The sequence below is a fragment of the Alteromonas sp. McT4-15 genome (assembly GCF_020515205.1).
GTDB lineage: Bacteria > Pseudomonadota > Gammaproteobacteria > Enterobacterales > Alteromonadaceae > Alteromonas.
Window position 1 is genome coordinate 243,111 of record NZ_JAJALG010000001.1, and the last position, 16,586, is coordinate 259,696.

Consider the following 16,586-nt stretch of genomic DNA (forward strand, 5'->3'; position numbering starts at 1 on the left):
CGGCAACAAATACATAAGGTACACGCGAGCTAGCTATTTATGATGAGTTAGCTGAAGTCTGATTGTTTTGTTGTGAAACCGGTGCCAGTACAGGTAGTTTTACATAAACGAGCAACAGTGCTAACAGTGTGAGCAAAACAATACTGTAAAGTGGTGCGAGTAAGCCGAACCCAACTAATAGCCCAGCGTACGCAGGCCCGATAATCTGGCCTACATTACTAGCCGATGTTACTTTACTAATTGCACTAACCCGCCCTTGCGCAGAGCTGATGGCAACGGCATAACCCACTGCTGACGGTGGTGTGGCTGACATTATTGTTGATTGTAAGCTTCGACTTAGCAGCAAGGCTAAAAACAAATTGGTTCCGCTTATGAACCCTGAAAATCCCGCCATCCAAGCGCTTGCAAAGGCAAACGTTCCCAAGCTATACCCGGTTAAACCAACCATCAATATTCGTTTAAAGCCTGCTCGTTTAGCAACTTTGCTCCATACGTTAGTGCCAAGGGCGAAGATAAATGCAGAGCTCGACATGATAGTGGCAATATGAAATTCCGTCAGCTCAGCTTCTCTTCCCATAGATGGCAACGTCGTAAGCATGACGCTTTGGCCAACAGAGGTAGCAAGTAGCGCGCAGAACAAGACGCGAAAAACAATGGGTGTAGAGGAAGCCGGTAACACTTATTAAAGCCCTTAGACACTAGGCAAGTTAGACAGAAAGCAGTATATCATAGCGACGCTAAAAAAATGCCCGCCAAAGGCGGGCCAAAATCAGAGGTATGTAAAGGCCGGGATGGGCCTTTGAGGGGAGAGGGTAGTCGTCTGATGACAACTCACTAATAACATCGACGACATTACCAGTGTCCTCACAATGGTTTCGCTGAAGGAACACACAAAGTCATTCAACGAATCCAAATAGGGTCAACAATCCCTTGCTGCACGAGACATCATTGTCAAAGCTTTCGATGTAGGTACTCTTGTACTTGTTTGCATTCCTTTTGAAACAAGTTCGTTGCATCCTGCGAGTTTATTTAGGTTGTCTTTTACCTAACCTCATCATCGTCCAGCGTTTAACGAATACAAAACACCTTGTCCTTAGCATCGATATTAAAACACTCCGGTTTCCTTGTTGACCAAGTCCATTTACATCCAATGTCGTCAACGTCAATATCAATCACTCATGCAATCTGGCCTCTGGGTTACTAAAGCCTTCCTGGCTACACATTGCATTCTGTCTTTATCCGTTAGTCTAATCTATGCTTTATCTGTGCCAGAAGTTAATTTTTAAAAATTAAGTGTTTATGTGTCTGATTTTTATAGATTAGTTATTTTTTCTATACGTTGGGTAAAAAGCTAACACACACACTTTGAAAAAACGATATGTAGTTTTTTCAAAGTGTGTGTCGCGTTTTACAAACAACAAAATGTGCTGGCTCGGTACTGTTTAAAAAATAGCTTGATCTTAGTGTATTAATATAAGATTATTTATATATAAGATTTATCTTATTTTGGTTTGTCTTGAGTTAAGTTGGTTCTTTGGAGTTTTTATGACAGCACTAAATACTCGCATCGTCGAAAAGTTATTGTGGATATCTACGCATAAAGGGAAATGGGTATATGCCGCATTGCTTGCGATAGTGTTATTTTGTGCATTCCAAATGCGACTTATCGCGATTGATACCGATCCTGAGAACATGCTTGAACGCACTCATCCTGCGCGTACTTTTCACAATGAGACAAAACAAACCTTCGCTATGTTTGATGCCATTGTTGTTGGCGTGGTAGCCCCGACGGGCGACATCTTCACACAAGAAAACCTAGTGGCTATCGATAGTCTTACGCAGCATATTTTATCTATAGACGGTGTTGTGGAACGTGATGTGATGTCGTTTTCCACGGTGGATAACATTACGCAAGGTGATCAGGGCGAGTTGGTCTTTTCTTGGATGATGTCAGCCCCTCCTGAATCAGATGTTGAGGCTAAAGATATTGCCTCTGCCATTTCGCGACTGCCTATGCTAGATGGCACGCTAGCGTCGTCGTCAGGCAACGCGGCGGCTATTTATGTACCAATAAAAGATAAAAACGAAAGTTATCGCATTGCAGAAGATATTCGCCTGTTCTTAGAGAACAGTGGTACGAGTAACAGTAATACAGATAGTCGAGATTCAGGCAGTGCATTGCAGTGGCACATTACGGGCCTCCCGGTGGCCGAAGACCAATTTGGCGTTGAAATGTTCGTACAAATGGGCATTGCAGCGCCTGCGGCGGGCTTGATGATCTTTGTTCTACTGTTTGTGTTTTTCCGAAATCTCACCTTGATTAGTGCCCCTATGGTAGTGGCGATGGCAACCGTAATCATTACCATGGGCGCGCTTATTGGTATGGGGTTTACGGTGCATATCATGTCATCAATGATTGCGATTTTTCTTATGCCCATAGCAGTCGTAGATTCTGTACACATTCTTTCTGAATTTTCAGACCGCTATAAGCCTGGTCAAAAGGCAAATGAGGTCATTACTACCGTTGTTGAGCATCTATTTAAACCCATGCTGTTTACGTCACTGACATCGTCGGCAGGTTTCTTCTCTCTCATGCTAACGCCCATTCCACCAGTGCAGATATTTGGTGCTTACATTGGCTTTGGCATTTTATTAGCGTTTGTGATTACCCTCACGTTTATACCGGCATACATCTCGCGCATGTCAGATGCATCACTACAGAAACTTCAGCAATCACTTCACGAAGGTAGCAGTGAAACGTTGCTACAGCGCGGCATAGACCGTGTTCGTTATGTCGCACTCAACTATAAAAGTGCGCTGTTAATAACGTTTACCATAGTATCTGCTGTGTCTGTGTGGGGGATTACGCAAATTCAAATAAACGATAACCCCGTGCGTTGGTTTAAATCTGATCATGAAATTCGTGTGGCAGACCGGGCACTAAATCAAGCGTTTGCTGGTACTTATAACGCTTATATCGTGATTGAGAGTAGTCGCGAAGCCGAGGGCGCAGAGCGTATTTTGGCGGCGTCGCAATTGCCAGATTCGCTTAACCAGTGGAAACAACAAACGCTGACACTGCTGCGACAAGAAACTGAAGATAATCGACTTAGCCAGCTTTCTTTACGCATAGATGATGCACTTTTTGACGTCACTGACGATAGCGCAATAACAGCCTTGGAAACCCTGTCTAAACGCGTAGAAACCATTAAGCGAGAAAGCAAAGTATTCCAACAGCCCGAGAACGTAGCACTGCTAGATAACTTACAGGACTACCTTAATGAGCAAGCACTGATCGGTAAATCTCAATCGCTTAGCGACATTGTTAAAGTGGTCAACCGAGAGCTTCGCTCAGGGCAAGACAAAGACTATGTACTTCCCACAACACAAGCGGCAATTGCGCAAACCCTTTTGCAGTACCAGTCTTCACACCGTCCGCAGGACTTATGGCACTTTGTAACGCCTGACTATCAAAAAACGCTGGTATGGTTGCAACTAACTAGTGGTGACAACCAAGATATGACCAAAGTAATCAAGCTGGTAGATGATTACTTTGCGCAAAATCCGTTGCCTGAAGGCTTGCGCTATCAGTGGGCAGGTAAAGCCTATCTCAACGTGGTATGGCAAGAAAATATGGTGGCAGGCATGCTCGAAAGCCTGCTAAGCGCCTTCATTATTGTGTTCTTGATGATGGTAGTACTGTTCCGCTCACTGGTGTTTGGCGCACTCGCCATGTTGCCATTGACCATCACCATCACGTTTATTTATGGTGCAATTGGCATTGTTGGCAAAGACTACGATATGCCAATTGCCGTGCTGTCTGCACTGACACTGGGGTTGTCGGTAGACTTCGCTATCCACTTTTTGGCAAGGGCAAAAGAAATATACAAAGAAACGGGCAATGTAAGCGCCACCTTAAACGCTATGTTCGACGAGCCCGCAAGTGCCATTACCCGAAATGCGTTGGTTATTGCGCTTGGGTTTACGCCATTACTACTGGCGCCACTGGTACCTTACATCACGGTGGGCATTTTCCTCGCCAGTATTATGTTTATTTCTGCGCTGGTCACTTTGTTGGTGTTACCCGCGGCCATGATCATGTTCAAACGTTGGGTTTTCAAGGAGGCCTAAAATGCGCGTTACAACTGTTTTTTCTAAGAATGCAAAGTTATTTATGGTATGGGTGATAGCACTGCTTGTATCAGCCACTGCACTTGCAGCACAGCCATCAGAGCAGCAAGCTGATATAGACACGGCACTCGATGTTGCTGCACTTGTGAAAAAAGCTGAGCAGGTGGCTTACTACTCTGGCAAAGACGGTAAGTCTATGGCGCGCATGCTCATTGTGGACGAACAAGGCCGTAAACAAATGCGTCAGTTCACTATTTTGCGCAAAGACGTAACCACTGATGAAGGCGCAGATACTGGCGACCAACGCATGCTGGTGTTTTTTAGCCGACCTACAGAAGTACAAGGCACGGTTTTTCGTGTTGAAAAGCATGCTGACCTCAATACTGATGACGACCGTTGGTTATATCTTCCGGCGCTTGATTTGGTGAAGCGTATTGCCGCAGGTGATAAGCGTACGTCGTTCGTAGGCTCTCATTTTTTCTATGAAGATGTGTCGGGGCGCGCAATCGCGCAGGATGATTTTACCTTGGTTTCTCAAACTGATACGCATTACGTGCTTAAGGCCACACCTAAAATGCCTCAAAGCGTTGAGTTTACCCACTATCTGGTTGAAATCGACAAGGGTACTTTCTTACCAACCACCATTAATTTTTATAAAGGTGATAACAATTATCGTCGTGTTGAAGCGGTAAGTGTGGAAACTATTCAAGGCCACCCTACAGTGGTGCGCAGCAAGGTGTCAGATTTAGCCTCAGGAGGGTATACCTTAATGGAGTTTAAAGGTGTGCAGTACGACGTTGACTTACCCGATAGTATCTTTAGCGAGCGCAGTCTGCGTGTGCCGCCTCAGGCATACATGAACTAGTATGTGAGCTGATTGACGATGCCAATTAAACATGCCAAGAAAATGCCTTTTATTTTGCTCGCATTGTTACAAGTCATGCATAGCCAGATGGCGTTTTCACAACAAACTCAAAGCACGCCACAAAATGCAGTCCAAAGTACGGTCCAAGCTGCTGCTCAAGGTTCTGCTCAAGATGCTGTGCCTGCAGATGAACAAAGCGAATGGCAAAGCGACGGCTGGGAAAGCGATGTCTGGGATGACAATGATTGGGCAGAGAACGATTGGGCAGAAACTGAGTCAAACACGCTTACATTCAGTGGCTTTGGCGAACTCGCCATTGGTAACAGAATGCAGCGCGACATGGCCCTTGATACGCAAAGCACATTGCGTGATGCACGGCTACAGCTTCGTGCAGACTATGCACTAAGTGCGTCGTCGCTTTCATCAAAAGTAGATGTTTTTTACGATGGGGTTAAAAAACGCTGGCAAAGCCAAGTGAGAGAACTTGCGTGGCAGGGTAACTTACGTGAGTTATTACCTCAGAGTGTGGCAGGCAATGCTGCATGGGCTAATGCCTTTGATATGAAAATTGGTCGACAGGTACTCACTTGGGGAACAGGCGATTATGTTTTTCTAAACGATCTCTTTCCTAAGGACTACCAATCGTTTTTTTCCGGTCGCGATGACGAATATCTGAAAGCCCCTAGCACAGCATTAAAGCTATCGGGCTATTTTGAACTGGCCAACGTGGATGTGGTTTATATGCCACAGTTTGAGCCCGACATCGGTATAACCGGCGAGGTGTTTTCATTTTACAGCCCACAGGTTCAGCAAAATATTGCCCCAGCATTTAGTGTTGCTGATGAAAACCGCCCCACCAACCGAGAAATAGCACTGCGCGTTTATAAAACTGTATCAAGCATAGAGTTAGCAGCATATGGCTATGTGGGTTACAGCAAACAACCTACCGCGTTTGATGTGAGCGGTCGCCCTCGCTATAGCAAAATGAACGCGTATGGCGTGAGTGCAGTGGCTCCCATTGGTAGCGGAATTGCCAACGGCGAATACGTATTTTACAACAGTACAGAAGACACAGATGGTAGCAACCCATTTATACCAAACGATCAAAGCCGTTTTCTTTTAGGTTACAGCCAAGAGCTAGTGGCCAACGTTACCGCGGGTGTGCAGTGGTATACCGAGTATACCCATGATGCTGCAAGGCTAGATCGCACCATGGGCACTTTGGAAACCCTACAAGAAAAATATCGTCATTGGGCTACGGCGCGCCTGACATGGATGGCCCTTCGACAAACACTTAACGTAAACGGCTTTATTTTTTATTCCCCCAGCGATAATGACGCTTACCTAAAGGCAACCGTCACCTATTCGCCTACCGACAAATGGCAAATTCGAAGTGGTATTAACCTGTTTGGCGGTGACAATCCATTCACCTTTTGGGGGCAGTTTGAAGATGCCAGCAACGCGTACGTCGCTTATCGCTATTTTTATTAACGTCAGTTTTAAAAAGCTGTCAGGTCAATCGTTTGTGTTTCTGACAGCGACTACATGAGTAAAGTGAAGAGGAATTATCATGTCTCAAGAAAAAGCCCTTACCGCATTTGCAGGTTTTATGGTGTTACTGTCGGTGGCGCTTACCCACTTTGTGCACCCTAACTTCATGTGGTTTACCGTGTTTATCGGTGCCAATTTGTTCCAGCAAAGCTTTACAGGGTTTTGCCCAGCCACGCTTTTCTTTAAAAAGGTCTTAGGGCTTAAAAGCGAGCGCGAATTGGCAAATCAGTAGCAGGGCTCACCCAAGGCCCTTTAAAAATGCCCTGTAGAAGTGCCTAAATATAAAAGATACTCAGATATAAATGCTAACACCCGCCATTTAAAAGGGGTGTGTTATGGTAGTGCCATCGTTACATGCAATTTTTTTCAAAGCAATGCGAACTGACAGTATGAAAAAGTGGCTAGGACTATTGGCATTTTGGGGAGTATGTTCACCCAACACACTATTAGCAGATTGGTTTTGGGGCAATGCCAGTATTATGGGTACCAATATCGAGGTGCAAGTGTGGGCTGATAACAAAGCCCAAGGTGACGCTGCTATTGAAACCGTCTTCACTCAAATGGAGGCGGTTAACCAACTCATGAGCCCTTATATTGAAACAAGTCAGCTTGCCATGCTTAATCGCGAGGCTGCCCAGCACCCTGTAAAAGTCGATACCGCTTTGTTTGAACTTATCGAAAAAGCCAACACCTTTAGCGAGATGAGCCATGGTGCCTTTGATATTACCTTCGCTAGCGTTGGCTTTATGTACGACTATCGCAACCACGCAAAACCCGATCAAGACCGTATTGATAAGCAGCTTAACGCCGTAAATTATCGCCATATTGCGCTAGATAATGAAGAAAACACCGTTTTCTTTAACCATCCCGACGTTAAAATTGACCTTGGTGGTATAGGAAAAGGCTACGCAGTTGATAAGTCGATAGAAGCACTGATTGCCATAGGAATAGAGCATGCGCTGGTTACTGCAGGAGGCGATACCCGCCTTCTAGGAGATAGACGCGGCAGACCTTGGGTGGTCGGTATTCGCGACCCGCGAAACGAAGACAAGCAAGCAGTAAGGTTACCCCTTGAGAGTATTGCCATTTCGACATCCGGCGATTATGAGCGTTATTTCGAAGAAGATGGCAACCGATACCATCATATTCTGTCACCTAAAACAGGCAAGTCAGTGTATGAAGTGCAGTCAGTGTCGATTATTGGTCCATCAAGCACGATCAACGATGCTCTTTCTACCACTGTATTTGTGTTGGGCGTGGTCGATGGTATTAATCTGATTAATACCTTACCTGACTACGAAGCTATCATTTTAGATAATGAGCGAAAGCTACATTACTCTGCGGGATTAACGCAGTAAGAATGCAGCGTAAAAGTTCGTACGCGCTAAACCATAACGTATTTATTTCTTCCCGTAGCTTTAGCGTTGTATCGCTCTCTATAAAGGCAGGTTAAATAGTGCCACTGACGATAGGCTCGAAGGCAGTAAGGCTGTCTATTAGCGCACTGTTACCTAACCCGTGATTAGGGAACATCGACGCAAATTGACCTTGTTCTCCATGCAGCGCTAAATAATTTAGAATAATGGTTTCAACCAGCAAGTTTACATTGTTTGCAGCTGGTGTTGACGCTGTTTCTACTGAACCGTCGCTGCGCATAAAGCCAAGCTGCTGATGCTGCGCTTGCATATCTGGCGTCGCGCCTATGAGCTGCGGTGCGCCGCCGGGGTTGTATACCAAGAAGAATGAGGCGGACGTTGATGAGTTGTCACCCGTCCACACACCTTTGCCACGGCCGTTCTCTGAGTCATCCACCATGCCGTTACTGAATACCGAACCATCACTGCACACATACATCATAAGCGGCATGCCCACTCGTGCTGCGTATTCTAAGCATGCACCCATGCATCGTCCTGCTCGGCGGTCGCGCACTTCACCGGTGGCGCGGCTGCCGTCGTGATAGTCATACCCGCCCATTGTAATTGTGCCCGCTCCGGCAAAGCCATTAATCACCAACTTCATTACAGAAGCGGTTTTTCTAAACTCACCATCACCGCTGAATTCTTCTTCACTGAATATGCCGTCGCTGCCTACAATAACGGGGTCGAGTGCAGGGTCTAGAGTTGAAGGGTCGCCAAATCGGTCGGTAATGTCAGCGCTTTTCACATAGCCACATCGCACCATGTCTTTGACGACTTCGTCAGCAGTAATTTGTGTGTTGACGTTGTTTAGCTTCATATCGCTAATACGCTGAATCGATTCCATTACAGCCACCGAGTCTTGCTGACTGAGTAAGCCAACTAAATCGCCTGTGTCTACAAGCCCAGTTACATCAGACGGTCTGTCAATTTTGGTGGGCCTTACGGCAGCGTCAATCATGGCTGCCGGTGCCATTGAGTTACCGCCAGAGTCACTGTTGCGGCTGCCTATCAGGGTAAGTAGAGACCCATCGGCGCCTGCGCGATTAATACCGTACATGGGGTTGTGCGGGTTGTTACCCGTATCGTTTTCTGAGCGTGCGGGAATAACAGCGCCATTAATGTTGGCGCGATTAGTTACGCTGACTTTATCGAGTATGCCGTGCAAAAAAGCACTGTCGCTGTGAAACGCAAGGCCCAATTCGTTATTTACAAAATCAGATAGCCCAGTATCAGGGTTTGCAATTGAAGGCACCATATCACCCGGCAGGCCTTGGCGAGAGTAGCCAGCGGTGCTCAAAAAGTCGAGTTGGCCGCCGCGACCACCTACTAGTACATTTGAGCCTGCTATATTCGCACCGCCTGCGAGATCAAAAACGATAAAGGGTATTTTTCCCGCGCCTTGGGACGCAATACCACAGGTTGCTTTTAAGGCTTCTAAATCGGCTGATAGCGTAGCGTGTGCCATTTTAGGGTTGGCAAATAAGCTCATTACTGAGCCGCCCATAACCGTGGCAGCCCCCGTACAAAAACCTTGTGCAATGAACTCGCGGCGACTCATTGGGCGGCTGTGATCAAGGTGATACAAAGGAGCATCTGCACTTGCTGCTTGCTTAGGGCGTTTCTTAAAAAAGTGTGAAGTAAGTTTTGCCATAATTGTTGTCCTACTGTATCAGCATAGTGGCGCTGCCAAGCACGGCAGCACAACTTGCTTTGGTCACGGTGCGCGTATATTGCGCGTCGCAGCTACTAGTACTTGAGCATTGCGTTAAACGGTCGATAAGCTGCTCGACTTCACTACGCACTAGAGCGGCATCGGCTTGAGTATCAATATCAGTGCCGAGCATTGTCGTAATAATGGGGGTAATAACGCCATCGCGAGCAGCGCCGTTAAACGCCGTATTTGCAGGTTGCGAGAAGTCGAACTGCGGAAAGTAGGCTTGGCGTAAGTTGTCACTTTCAACCAAGGTATCGCAGTATTTAATTGCAAGCTGAGTAACGGCCATTTGATTCGCCGCTAAAAAGCTGGTGATGTCGGTGACAGACGGTAGTTGTTGTTTCAACTGGCTAAAGGTCTGATTAACTGACGGTGTACTCATCGGCACTGTCGTCATTGCCGACATGCTGGCGTTAATCTCTGCGAAGTGCTTGGTGCCAATGTCAGGTTGTGCTTCGAGGTCTGCCGCTTCTGCAGGGGCCGGTGGTGTAGCCTCAACTCGAACATCAGTATTGTCACCTAGTACTTCAAAGGTCAAAAAGAACTCGTCTAGCTCTGGCCCTTTCTCTAAAGGAATAATGGTACCTTGTCGTGACAGCGGCTGGCCTGACTGTGCCGAATATGACGCTGCGTTAATCGAGGTACTAAGCGTTGAAAACACTTGTCCCGCGAAAGACTCTCTGCCGTTTATGCCTATGCGAATACCTTCTATGGCTACGTCTGGAATCTGCGCATTACTATCAAGGGAAATAAAGAACGGCTCAGCAAAAAGGTAGCTGTAGCTATCAAACTGGCTTACTTCAAAGACAATATAGCTTTGTGGTACGTCGATAAGGTCACTAATGCCAAACAGCAAGAAGTATTGCTGGCCAACGCCCGCATCGAAGTTTTTCGTAATTTCTTCATCGGTTAATGTGCGGTTGTGAACCGCAACCATACGCAGTGTACCTGCCCATGGAAAGTCGCCCGATACTTCGCTGCCCAGCACAAAGGCAAAGCTGTCATCCCAGTCAAGGAAGTTGCCACCCTCAATATCATCTATATCGTCAGTAAACTCGCCATTAACGTAAATTCTACGACGGTTATTGGCGTCAATATTTACCACAACATGTTGTAAGGCCGCTTGTAAATCTTCATCGGCATCGGCAGTTGATAAGGCGGGTTCGCCATTTACATCGGTGTTTTCATTGCGTAGCAGCACATCATAATTGTATAGCGTTTGCCCTAGTGTGAAGTTGCGGCGGTCGCGCCCGCCAGAGTAGCTCACAATACGCGCTGGGCCTTCTTGAGTAACATTCGCTGGTGCTACCCAAGCTTCAATCGCAAATTCGCCACTACCTAGAATGAGATCATACAGTTTTCGGCTGTTGGTGGTGCTGCCTTGGGCTTTACCATTGGCAAATTGCACGCCGTAACCGCCTACCCAGTTGTAGCTGCCCGAGAGTGTCAAATCGAGTGCCGGATCCACGCCTGACGTGTCAAATGCCGTATTCCCGCTACCGGTTTTAAATTCCCATTTTGCAATGACATATTGCTCGAATCGTCCGCCACCACTGGCTAGGGTTCCGTCAAATAACGATAGAGCATCAGAGTTAACAAGGTTTCCATCAAGCTCAGTGAGTTCAATATTGTCTGACATCTGTGCAATCGCCGCGCTAACGGCATTACCATCTTGCTGGCAGTCACTCCAGCAATTGTGAAACTCATCACGCAAACGCACTACAAAACGCGAATCGTCCGGTACGTCAAGGTTTATTCGGTCCTTCGCGGCTTCATAGGCCTCATCAATATCGCTCGATGAGAAGAAAGGCGAAATAGGAATGGTGGCACTGTTGGTGTGACAGCTAGCGCAATGCGTTTGCAATATGGGATACACCGTACTTTCAAAAAGCGCAGGGCTTTCTGGAAAGTTTTTGGTCGAGCCCGGTGCTCGAGCAACAGGGGCTTGTAGCTCTATTTCGGTGGCTTGGTTTTGCGCATCAGAGTCACTAGCCCAATCGCTAATCCATGTCGTCATGATGTCGGCGCAAGCGCTGTCGCTGGTGAGCCAGCAGTTGTGGCCGCCAGCAACTTTGGTAACAAGCCGTGACTCACTTGGTTGTGCTAAATTTACCAAAGCTCCTGTATCGGCATAGGCTAAATTAATATCATCGTTACGCGCGAAGGTGGGCGTTTGTACCCCTTGGGTATGACACGCGCCGCAGCGGTCGGCCGTGGCAATATTATCCCATAATGCGCGTTTGAAATTGGCGACGTCATCGGTACTCGCAGCAGGCCCTGTGTAATTCACAACTGGCTGCTCGGTAGGGGGCGGTAACGGTGTAGATTGTACCTCTACATCGCTGCCTCCACATGCACCTAATGCTGTTACCAACGTTCCTATAGCAACGGCGCGAAGACCGTTATGGTTGAAGAGAAAGTGCGCCACAATTATTCTCCTTTGCAGTAGTTTGCCGCATCAGCAAACACAGACTTCATTTGATAGCCAGACGCTGCAAATTGAGATTGCATAGCGCTAATCTGAGTGCGATCGTCGCTGTCTTGAGGTTTGCGAAGGCACACTTCTTCAAACACTTTTGTAACTTGGCATTTTGCGAATTGCTGGCTATTCGCCAGTTCTTGTCCCATCGATTTAGCACCGTTCCCAGAACCCGGCAGGGCGTTTGACCAACCAAGATTAAAGTTGGGGCCTTCCCGCCAGTAGTTGTCCCAACCGTCATCAAGTGTCACAAAGCCGTGAATAAAGTTGTTGCTGTTAATGCGATACTTCTCTTGAACACGAGTACCCGTGACAGGATCTGTTTGACCTTGAGCGTTGTACTGCAGCGCGCCGCGTTCGCCGTCTGGGTCGTTGTCTACATCGTATTGATAGTTGTAGTAAGCAAACGCTTGGGCAAGAGGATCCATACCAGAGTGACAACTTACGCAGTTGTTGTGGAATAACCTACTATCGCCACCCGGGCTTCTGCTTACGTCTTGTCGAATGCGATCTGGTGCACGGGTTATATCGGCAACCTCTTCTAAGTCGGTACACATATGGTTCATTAGGGTGAAACGAAACATGGCACGATTAGTACCATCCTTGAAAAAGGCTTTCGCGGCTGCACGGGTAGTCATAACACCTGCGGTAGCCTCTGCGGGTAGGCCGGTTGTTGCCGATTGTGTGGTACTCACAAGGTGTGCATGTAAATCGGTTACGGCGTCTTCTATAGCCAAATAATGATCGTTATTGCTCGTGCTATAAGGTGGTAACCCCAATGTGGGTGAGCCGACGTATAAAATGTCACCGCTCAATACTTCGCGAAAATCAACATCGTCCCTCACCATGCCGATTACTGTTGCCATGTAATCATTGAGAGGCTCAAATTTATCGAACGCTTCATTGGTCCAGGGCGCTACCCACGTTTTCACCGTCACGTTGTAAAAAGCGGGATTTTCCATCGCAAGGTATGCTGCACTTCGGGCATCTCCAGCTTCGATATGGCTTTGCATAGTATTAAGCACAGTTTCAGAGGCAGGCACGCCGACAAGGCGTTCGTGCATACGTGCAGCTTGTTCTCGCGCACCTGCGTTTGCATTAGCGCAAAGTGCAGTAGAAAGTGCAGCAGAAAGCCCTAACCCCCGAAGGGTGTGTTTGATACCGAACTGTAAAGGGCGAGGCCTTAACGAACCTGTTGGCCAAGCGGTGGATAATAATAAATTGGGTAACGGGGAAAAAAGGCTGAGAAAATTTCGCACGGTCTGTGATCCTGTCATTCGCAGTATTACAAATGAAACCAATCGCACCGTTACAGTTAAATACTCATAAAATGTTATAGGTCTTAAAACTTATAACTAAGTGTAAAGTGTCGCGGTTGATAAGTAGTGAAAAGCAAACCTTTAGGTGACAACATTAAAAAAACCACAAACTGCGCTAAGTCTCTGAAACTTGGATAAAGTACCGGCTTCTTTTCTTGTCTACTGTTTGGGGTTAGCCCGCAGCAATGAGTAGCCGCGTACTGTCACACCCATACCATCGACTTTTTTCAGTCTGTTGTCGTTATTGCACCAAAAATTAAAAGTAAGTCGTTTCTGTGTCTGTTATGTCAGGTATGAAAACGCATCCCCTTATATAACCTACAGTCTTGTGACATTTTGCTCTCAGTGAAATGCTGATATGGCTTAAAACCCTTTATCGCGCCATTTTTACTCTGAGGTATGATGACAATGGTATTTAATTCACTACACAGCTCGACGAAAAAGTCAGCCCTTCGTGCAGTAGCATTACTGCTAAGTGCTACTTTAGTGAGTGCGTGTGGTGAATCTGTGGTTTCTCAAAGTAACGAAGAGCCCGACCCTGTTGTTGTTGATGTTCCCATCGCGTTTGTAAAACGTACCCTGCCTATTGATGAAGAAGGCATGCGCGTAGTCAACGATTTACGTAACCCTGCCGAGTTTGTACCAGGTGCAGCACTTTATATAAAAGCGCGCGCCGCGGTTAGCAGTGCTGAAATAAATATTACAGACCGCGCATTTAGCGATGGCGATACAGCACAAGATGCTGCGCCGCTATATGATGTAAAAGATATTGAAGTGTCGTACGACGGCACTAAACTGCTATTTGCCATGCGCGCACCTGAAATTGAAGGGGCAGATGAGGATGAGCAGCCCACTTGGAACATTTGGGAATACGACATTAGCACCGACGTGCTTCGCCGCGTTATTGCTTCTGACATTGTGGCCGAAGCTGGTGAAGACACTAGCCCTGTCTATCTTCCTGATGGACGCATTGTATTTAGCTCTACGAGACAACGCACTAACCAAGCCATTTTAATCGATGAAGGCAAAGCGCAGTACTCTGCATTGGAAGAAAGCCTAAACGTAGAAGCATCGGTGCTGCATGTAATGGATGCGAATGGCAGCGACATTACGCAGATTTCGTTTAACCAAAGTCACGATATCGACCCGTTAGTGATGCCCAACGGTAAAATCCTATTTACGCGTTGGGATCAGGCCGCTGGTGATAAAGGTATGCACCTTTATCAAATGAACCCAGACGGTAGCGAACTAGAAATTGTGTATGGTCGTCACAGCCATGAACTCAATGGAGATAATGTCCATTTTGTGCAAAGCCGCATTACGCCTGATGGCGACGTGTTGGCCGCTGTTCGTGAGTACACCCGCGATACACTGGGCGGAAATTACTATCGTATAGACGTACAACAGTATATTGATAGCAACACGCCAATCGCCTCTAGCGATAGCCTTTCTGAGCCGGGGCAAACTGCCGCGTTGTTCGACAATATTGATACCCATGCCCCTATTTCTGCAGGCGGTTATGTAGGCGCGCTTTATCCGTTATTTGACGGCAGCAATCGTCAGTTATTTGCATGGAGTCAGTGCCGCGTTTACGACCCAGAGCAAGAAGTAGCGGAAGGCGAAACGCGCACTATTTTGCCGTGCAGCGACGCATTGCTTGCCAATGAAAACATTGAAGCTGCACCATTGCTATATGGTCTATGGATGTACGACCCACAAACCAATACACAGCAAGTTATCGCGACTCCACAAGAGGGTGTTGCGTATACCGAGCTCGTGTCGATGGAGCAACGTGAGTTTCCCGCTGATTACACCCCCGGTGAAAACTACAATGATACGCTGGCAAGCGAAGGGCTTGGCCGTATTCATATTCGCAGTGTTTATGACTTTGCAGGTGATGATGTAACACCAAGTGGTATAGAGGTAATGGCTAACCCGAGTTTGACCGCTGCCAGTGAACGCCCAGTACGCTTTGTACGTGTGGTAAAAAGTGTATCTATTCCCGATGATGAAGTTATTGATGTAGAGCGTAGTGATTTTGGCCCATCTCGCAATTTGTTGATGCGCGATATTATTGGTTATTCGACCGTTGAACCAGATGGTTCGGTTCTGCTTGATTTACCTGCGAATATTCCTCTGTCATTCGAGTTTCTTGATGTTAGAGGCAAGCGCGTTTTGCCACGCCACGACAATTGGGTGCAACTCGTTCCCGGTGAGGTTAAAACCTGTAATGGCTGTCATACGCAAGACAGTACGCTACCGCACGGGCGACTTGATGCCGAGTACCCGTCTATCAACTTAGGCGCACCGTCGACAGGTGTGGCTCACCCTGGTGCCAACCCTGCATTATTTGCTGATATGGGTGAAACCATGGCGCAAACGAAAAGTCGCGTTTTAGGGGCAACGTATCCGTTGGCTGACATTCTTTATGAAGATGTATGGAGCAACCCTCAAAATACCCCTCTTTCTGATGCGTTCGCTTACGCTTACGGCGATATGCAATCGGCTATTCCTATCTCGCAAAGTTGCGCGCAAAACTGGACCAGCTTGTGCCGTATTACGATTAACTACCCAGACCATATACAGCCACTATTTGAGGTTGACCGTCGCACTTTTGATGATGCGGGTATGCTTGTAAGTGATACAACGTGTATCAGCTGTCACACGCCAACAGACAGTGACGGCGTTACCCAAGTACCCGCTGCGCAACTCGACTTAACAAACCAAGTGTCGCTTGATAATCCAGACCAACTTACGGGCTATCGCGAACTACTTTTCACCGATGCTGAAGTTGAGTTAGTAGACGGCGTATTGCTAGATAGACTTGTAGAAGCTGTCGATGGCAACGGCAATCCTATTTTTGAAAGAGACGAGGATGGTGAATTGATCCTCGACCCTGAAGGCAATCCTATTGTTGTCATGGTGACAGTATCTGTTGCTCCCTCTGCTCGTGCGTCAAGTGCTTTGGCAAGCGAGCGGTTTTTCACTTTATTTGAAACGGGCTCACACGCCAATTGGCTAAGTGATGCTGAGTTGAAGTTAATGGCCGAATGGTTAGACCTAGGTGCCCAATACTACAACAATCCGTTTGATGCGCCGCAGGACTAAG

At 47.1% G+C, this 16,586-nt stretch carries 10 protein-coding genes; 6 read left to right on the top strand and 4 right to left on the bottom strand.

Annotation, left to right across the window (positions count from 1 at the left end; all coding sequences use genetic code 11):
* Nucleotides 1–37: 37 nt before the first annotated feature.
* Nucleotides 38–679 (bottom strand): MFS transporter, encoded by a 642-nt coding sequence (locus tag LHL20_RS01080; RefSeq protein WP_226431904.1) that lies wholly within the window; start codon nucleotides 677–679, stop codon nucleotides 38–40.
* Between the two features lie 866 nt (nucleotides 680–1,545).
* On the opposite strand from LHL20_RS01080, the gene LHL20_RS01085 reads away from it, so the two are divergent.
* The 5 genes from LHL20_RS01085 (at nucleotide 1,546) to LHL20_RS01105 (ending at nucleotide 7,905) form a co-directional block, all read left to right on the top strand.
* Nucleotides 1,546–4,131 (top strand): efflux RND transporter permease subunit, encoded by a 2,586-nt coding sequence (locus tag LHL20_RS01085; RefSeq protein WP_226431905.1) that lies wholly within the window; start codon nucleotides 1,546–1,548, stop codon nucleotides 4,129–4,131.
* A 1-nt stretch (nucleotide 4,132) separates the two neighbouring features.
* Complete coding sequence (locus LHL20_RS01090) at nucleotides 4,133–4,996, top strand: outer membrane lipoprotein-sorting protein (protein WP_226431906.1); 864 nt, start codon at nucleotides 4,133–4,135, stop codon at nucleotides 4,994–4,996.
* Between the two features lie 18 nt (nucleotides 4,997–5,014).
* Nucleotides 5,015–6,487, top strand: a complete 1,473-nt coding sequence (locus LHL20_RS01095) for a hypothetical protein (RefSeq protein ID WP_226431907.1) — start codon at nucleotides 5,015–5,017, stop codon at nucleotides 6,485–6,487.
* A gap of 79 nt (nucleotides 6,488–6,566) precedes the next feature.
* Complete coding sequence (locus LHL20_RS01100) at nucleotides 6,567–6,779, top strand: YgaP family membrane protein (protein ID WP_202262821.1); 213 nt, start codon at nucleotides 6,567–6,569, stop codon at nucleotides 6,777–6,779.
* Between the two features lie 103 nt (nucleotides 6,780–6,882).
* A complete protein-coding gene (locus tag LHL20_RS01105) occupies nucleotides 6,883–7,905 on the top strand; it encodes an FAD:protein FMN transferase (protein WP_226431908.1) in 1,023 nt (340 codons plus the stop codon).
* A 91-nt stretch (nucleotides 7,906–7,996) separates the two neighbouring features.
* Here the strand turns inward: LHL20_RS01105 and LHL20_RS01110 are convergent, their stop codons facing one another.
* Genes LHL20_RS01110 through LHL20_RS01120 form a run of 3 tightly spaced genes read right to left on the bottom strand, consistent with a single transcriptional unit; the run spans nucleotide 7,997 to nucleotide 13,417 of the window.
* Nucleotides 7,997–9,616 carry a general secretion pathway protein GspF gene (locus tag LHL20_RS01110; RefSeq protein WP_226431909.1) on the bottom strand — a complete coding sequence of 540 codons (1,620 nt, stop codon included), beginning with the start codon at nucleotides 9,614–9,616 and terminating at the stop codon, nucleotides 7,997–7,999.
* A 10-nt stretch (nucleotides 9,617–9,626) separates the two neighbouring features.
* Nucleotides 9,627–12,107 carry a LamG domain-containing protein gene (locus LHL20_RS01115; RefSeq protein WP_226431910.1) on the bottom strand — a complete coding sequence of 827 codons (2,481 nt, stop codon included), beginning with the start codon at nucleotides 12,105–12,107 and terminating at the stop codon, nucleotides 9,627–9,629.
* Between the two features lie 2 nt (nucleotides 12,108–12,109).
* A complete protein-coding gene (locus tag LHL20_RS01120; protein ID WP_319003204.1) occupies nucleotides 12,110–13,417 on the bottom strand; it encodes a hypothetical protein in 1,308 nt (435 codons plus the stop codon).
* Between the two features lie 468 nt (nucleotides 13,418–13,885).
* On the opposite strand from LHL20_RS01120, the gene LHL20_RS01125 reads away from it, so the two are divergent.
* On the top strand, nucleotides 13,886–16,585 hold the full coding sequence (locus LHL20_RS01125; protein ID WP_226431911.1) for a hypothetical protein: 2,700 nt from the start codon (nucleotides 13,886–13,888) through the stop codon (nucleotides 16,583–16,585).
* Nucleotide 16,586 lies beyond the last annotated feature (1 nt).

Coding starts and splice junctions, on each gene's coding strand:
- LHL20_RS01095 (WP_226431907.1), top strand. CDS start 5,015: ATGCCAATTAAACATGCCAAGAAAATGCCTTTTATTTTGCTCGCATTG.
- LHL20_RS01090 (WP_226431906.1), top strand. CDS start 4,133: ATGCGCGTTACAACTGTTTTTTCTAAGAATGCAAAGTTATTTATGGTA.
- LHL20_RS01085 (WP_226431905.1), top strand. CDS start 1,546: ATGACAGCACTAAATACTCGCATCGTCGAAAAGTTATTGTGGATATCT.
- LHL20_RS01100 (WP_202262821.1), top strand. CDS start 6,567: ATGTCTCAAGAAAAAGCCCTTACCGCATTTGCAGGTTTTATGGTGTTA.
- LHL20_RS01105 (WP_226431908.1), top strand. CDS start 6,883: ATGGTAGTGCCATCGTTACATGCAATTTTTTTCAAAGCAATGCGAACT.
- LHL20_RS01110 (WP_226431909.1), bottom strand. CDS start 9,616: ATGGCAAAACTTACTTCACACTTTTTTAAGAAACGCCCTAAGCAAGCA.
- LHL20_RS01125 (WP_226431911.1), top strand. CDS start 13,886: ATGGTATTTAATTCACTACACAGCTCGACGAAAAAGTCAGCCCTTCGT.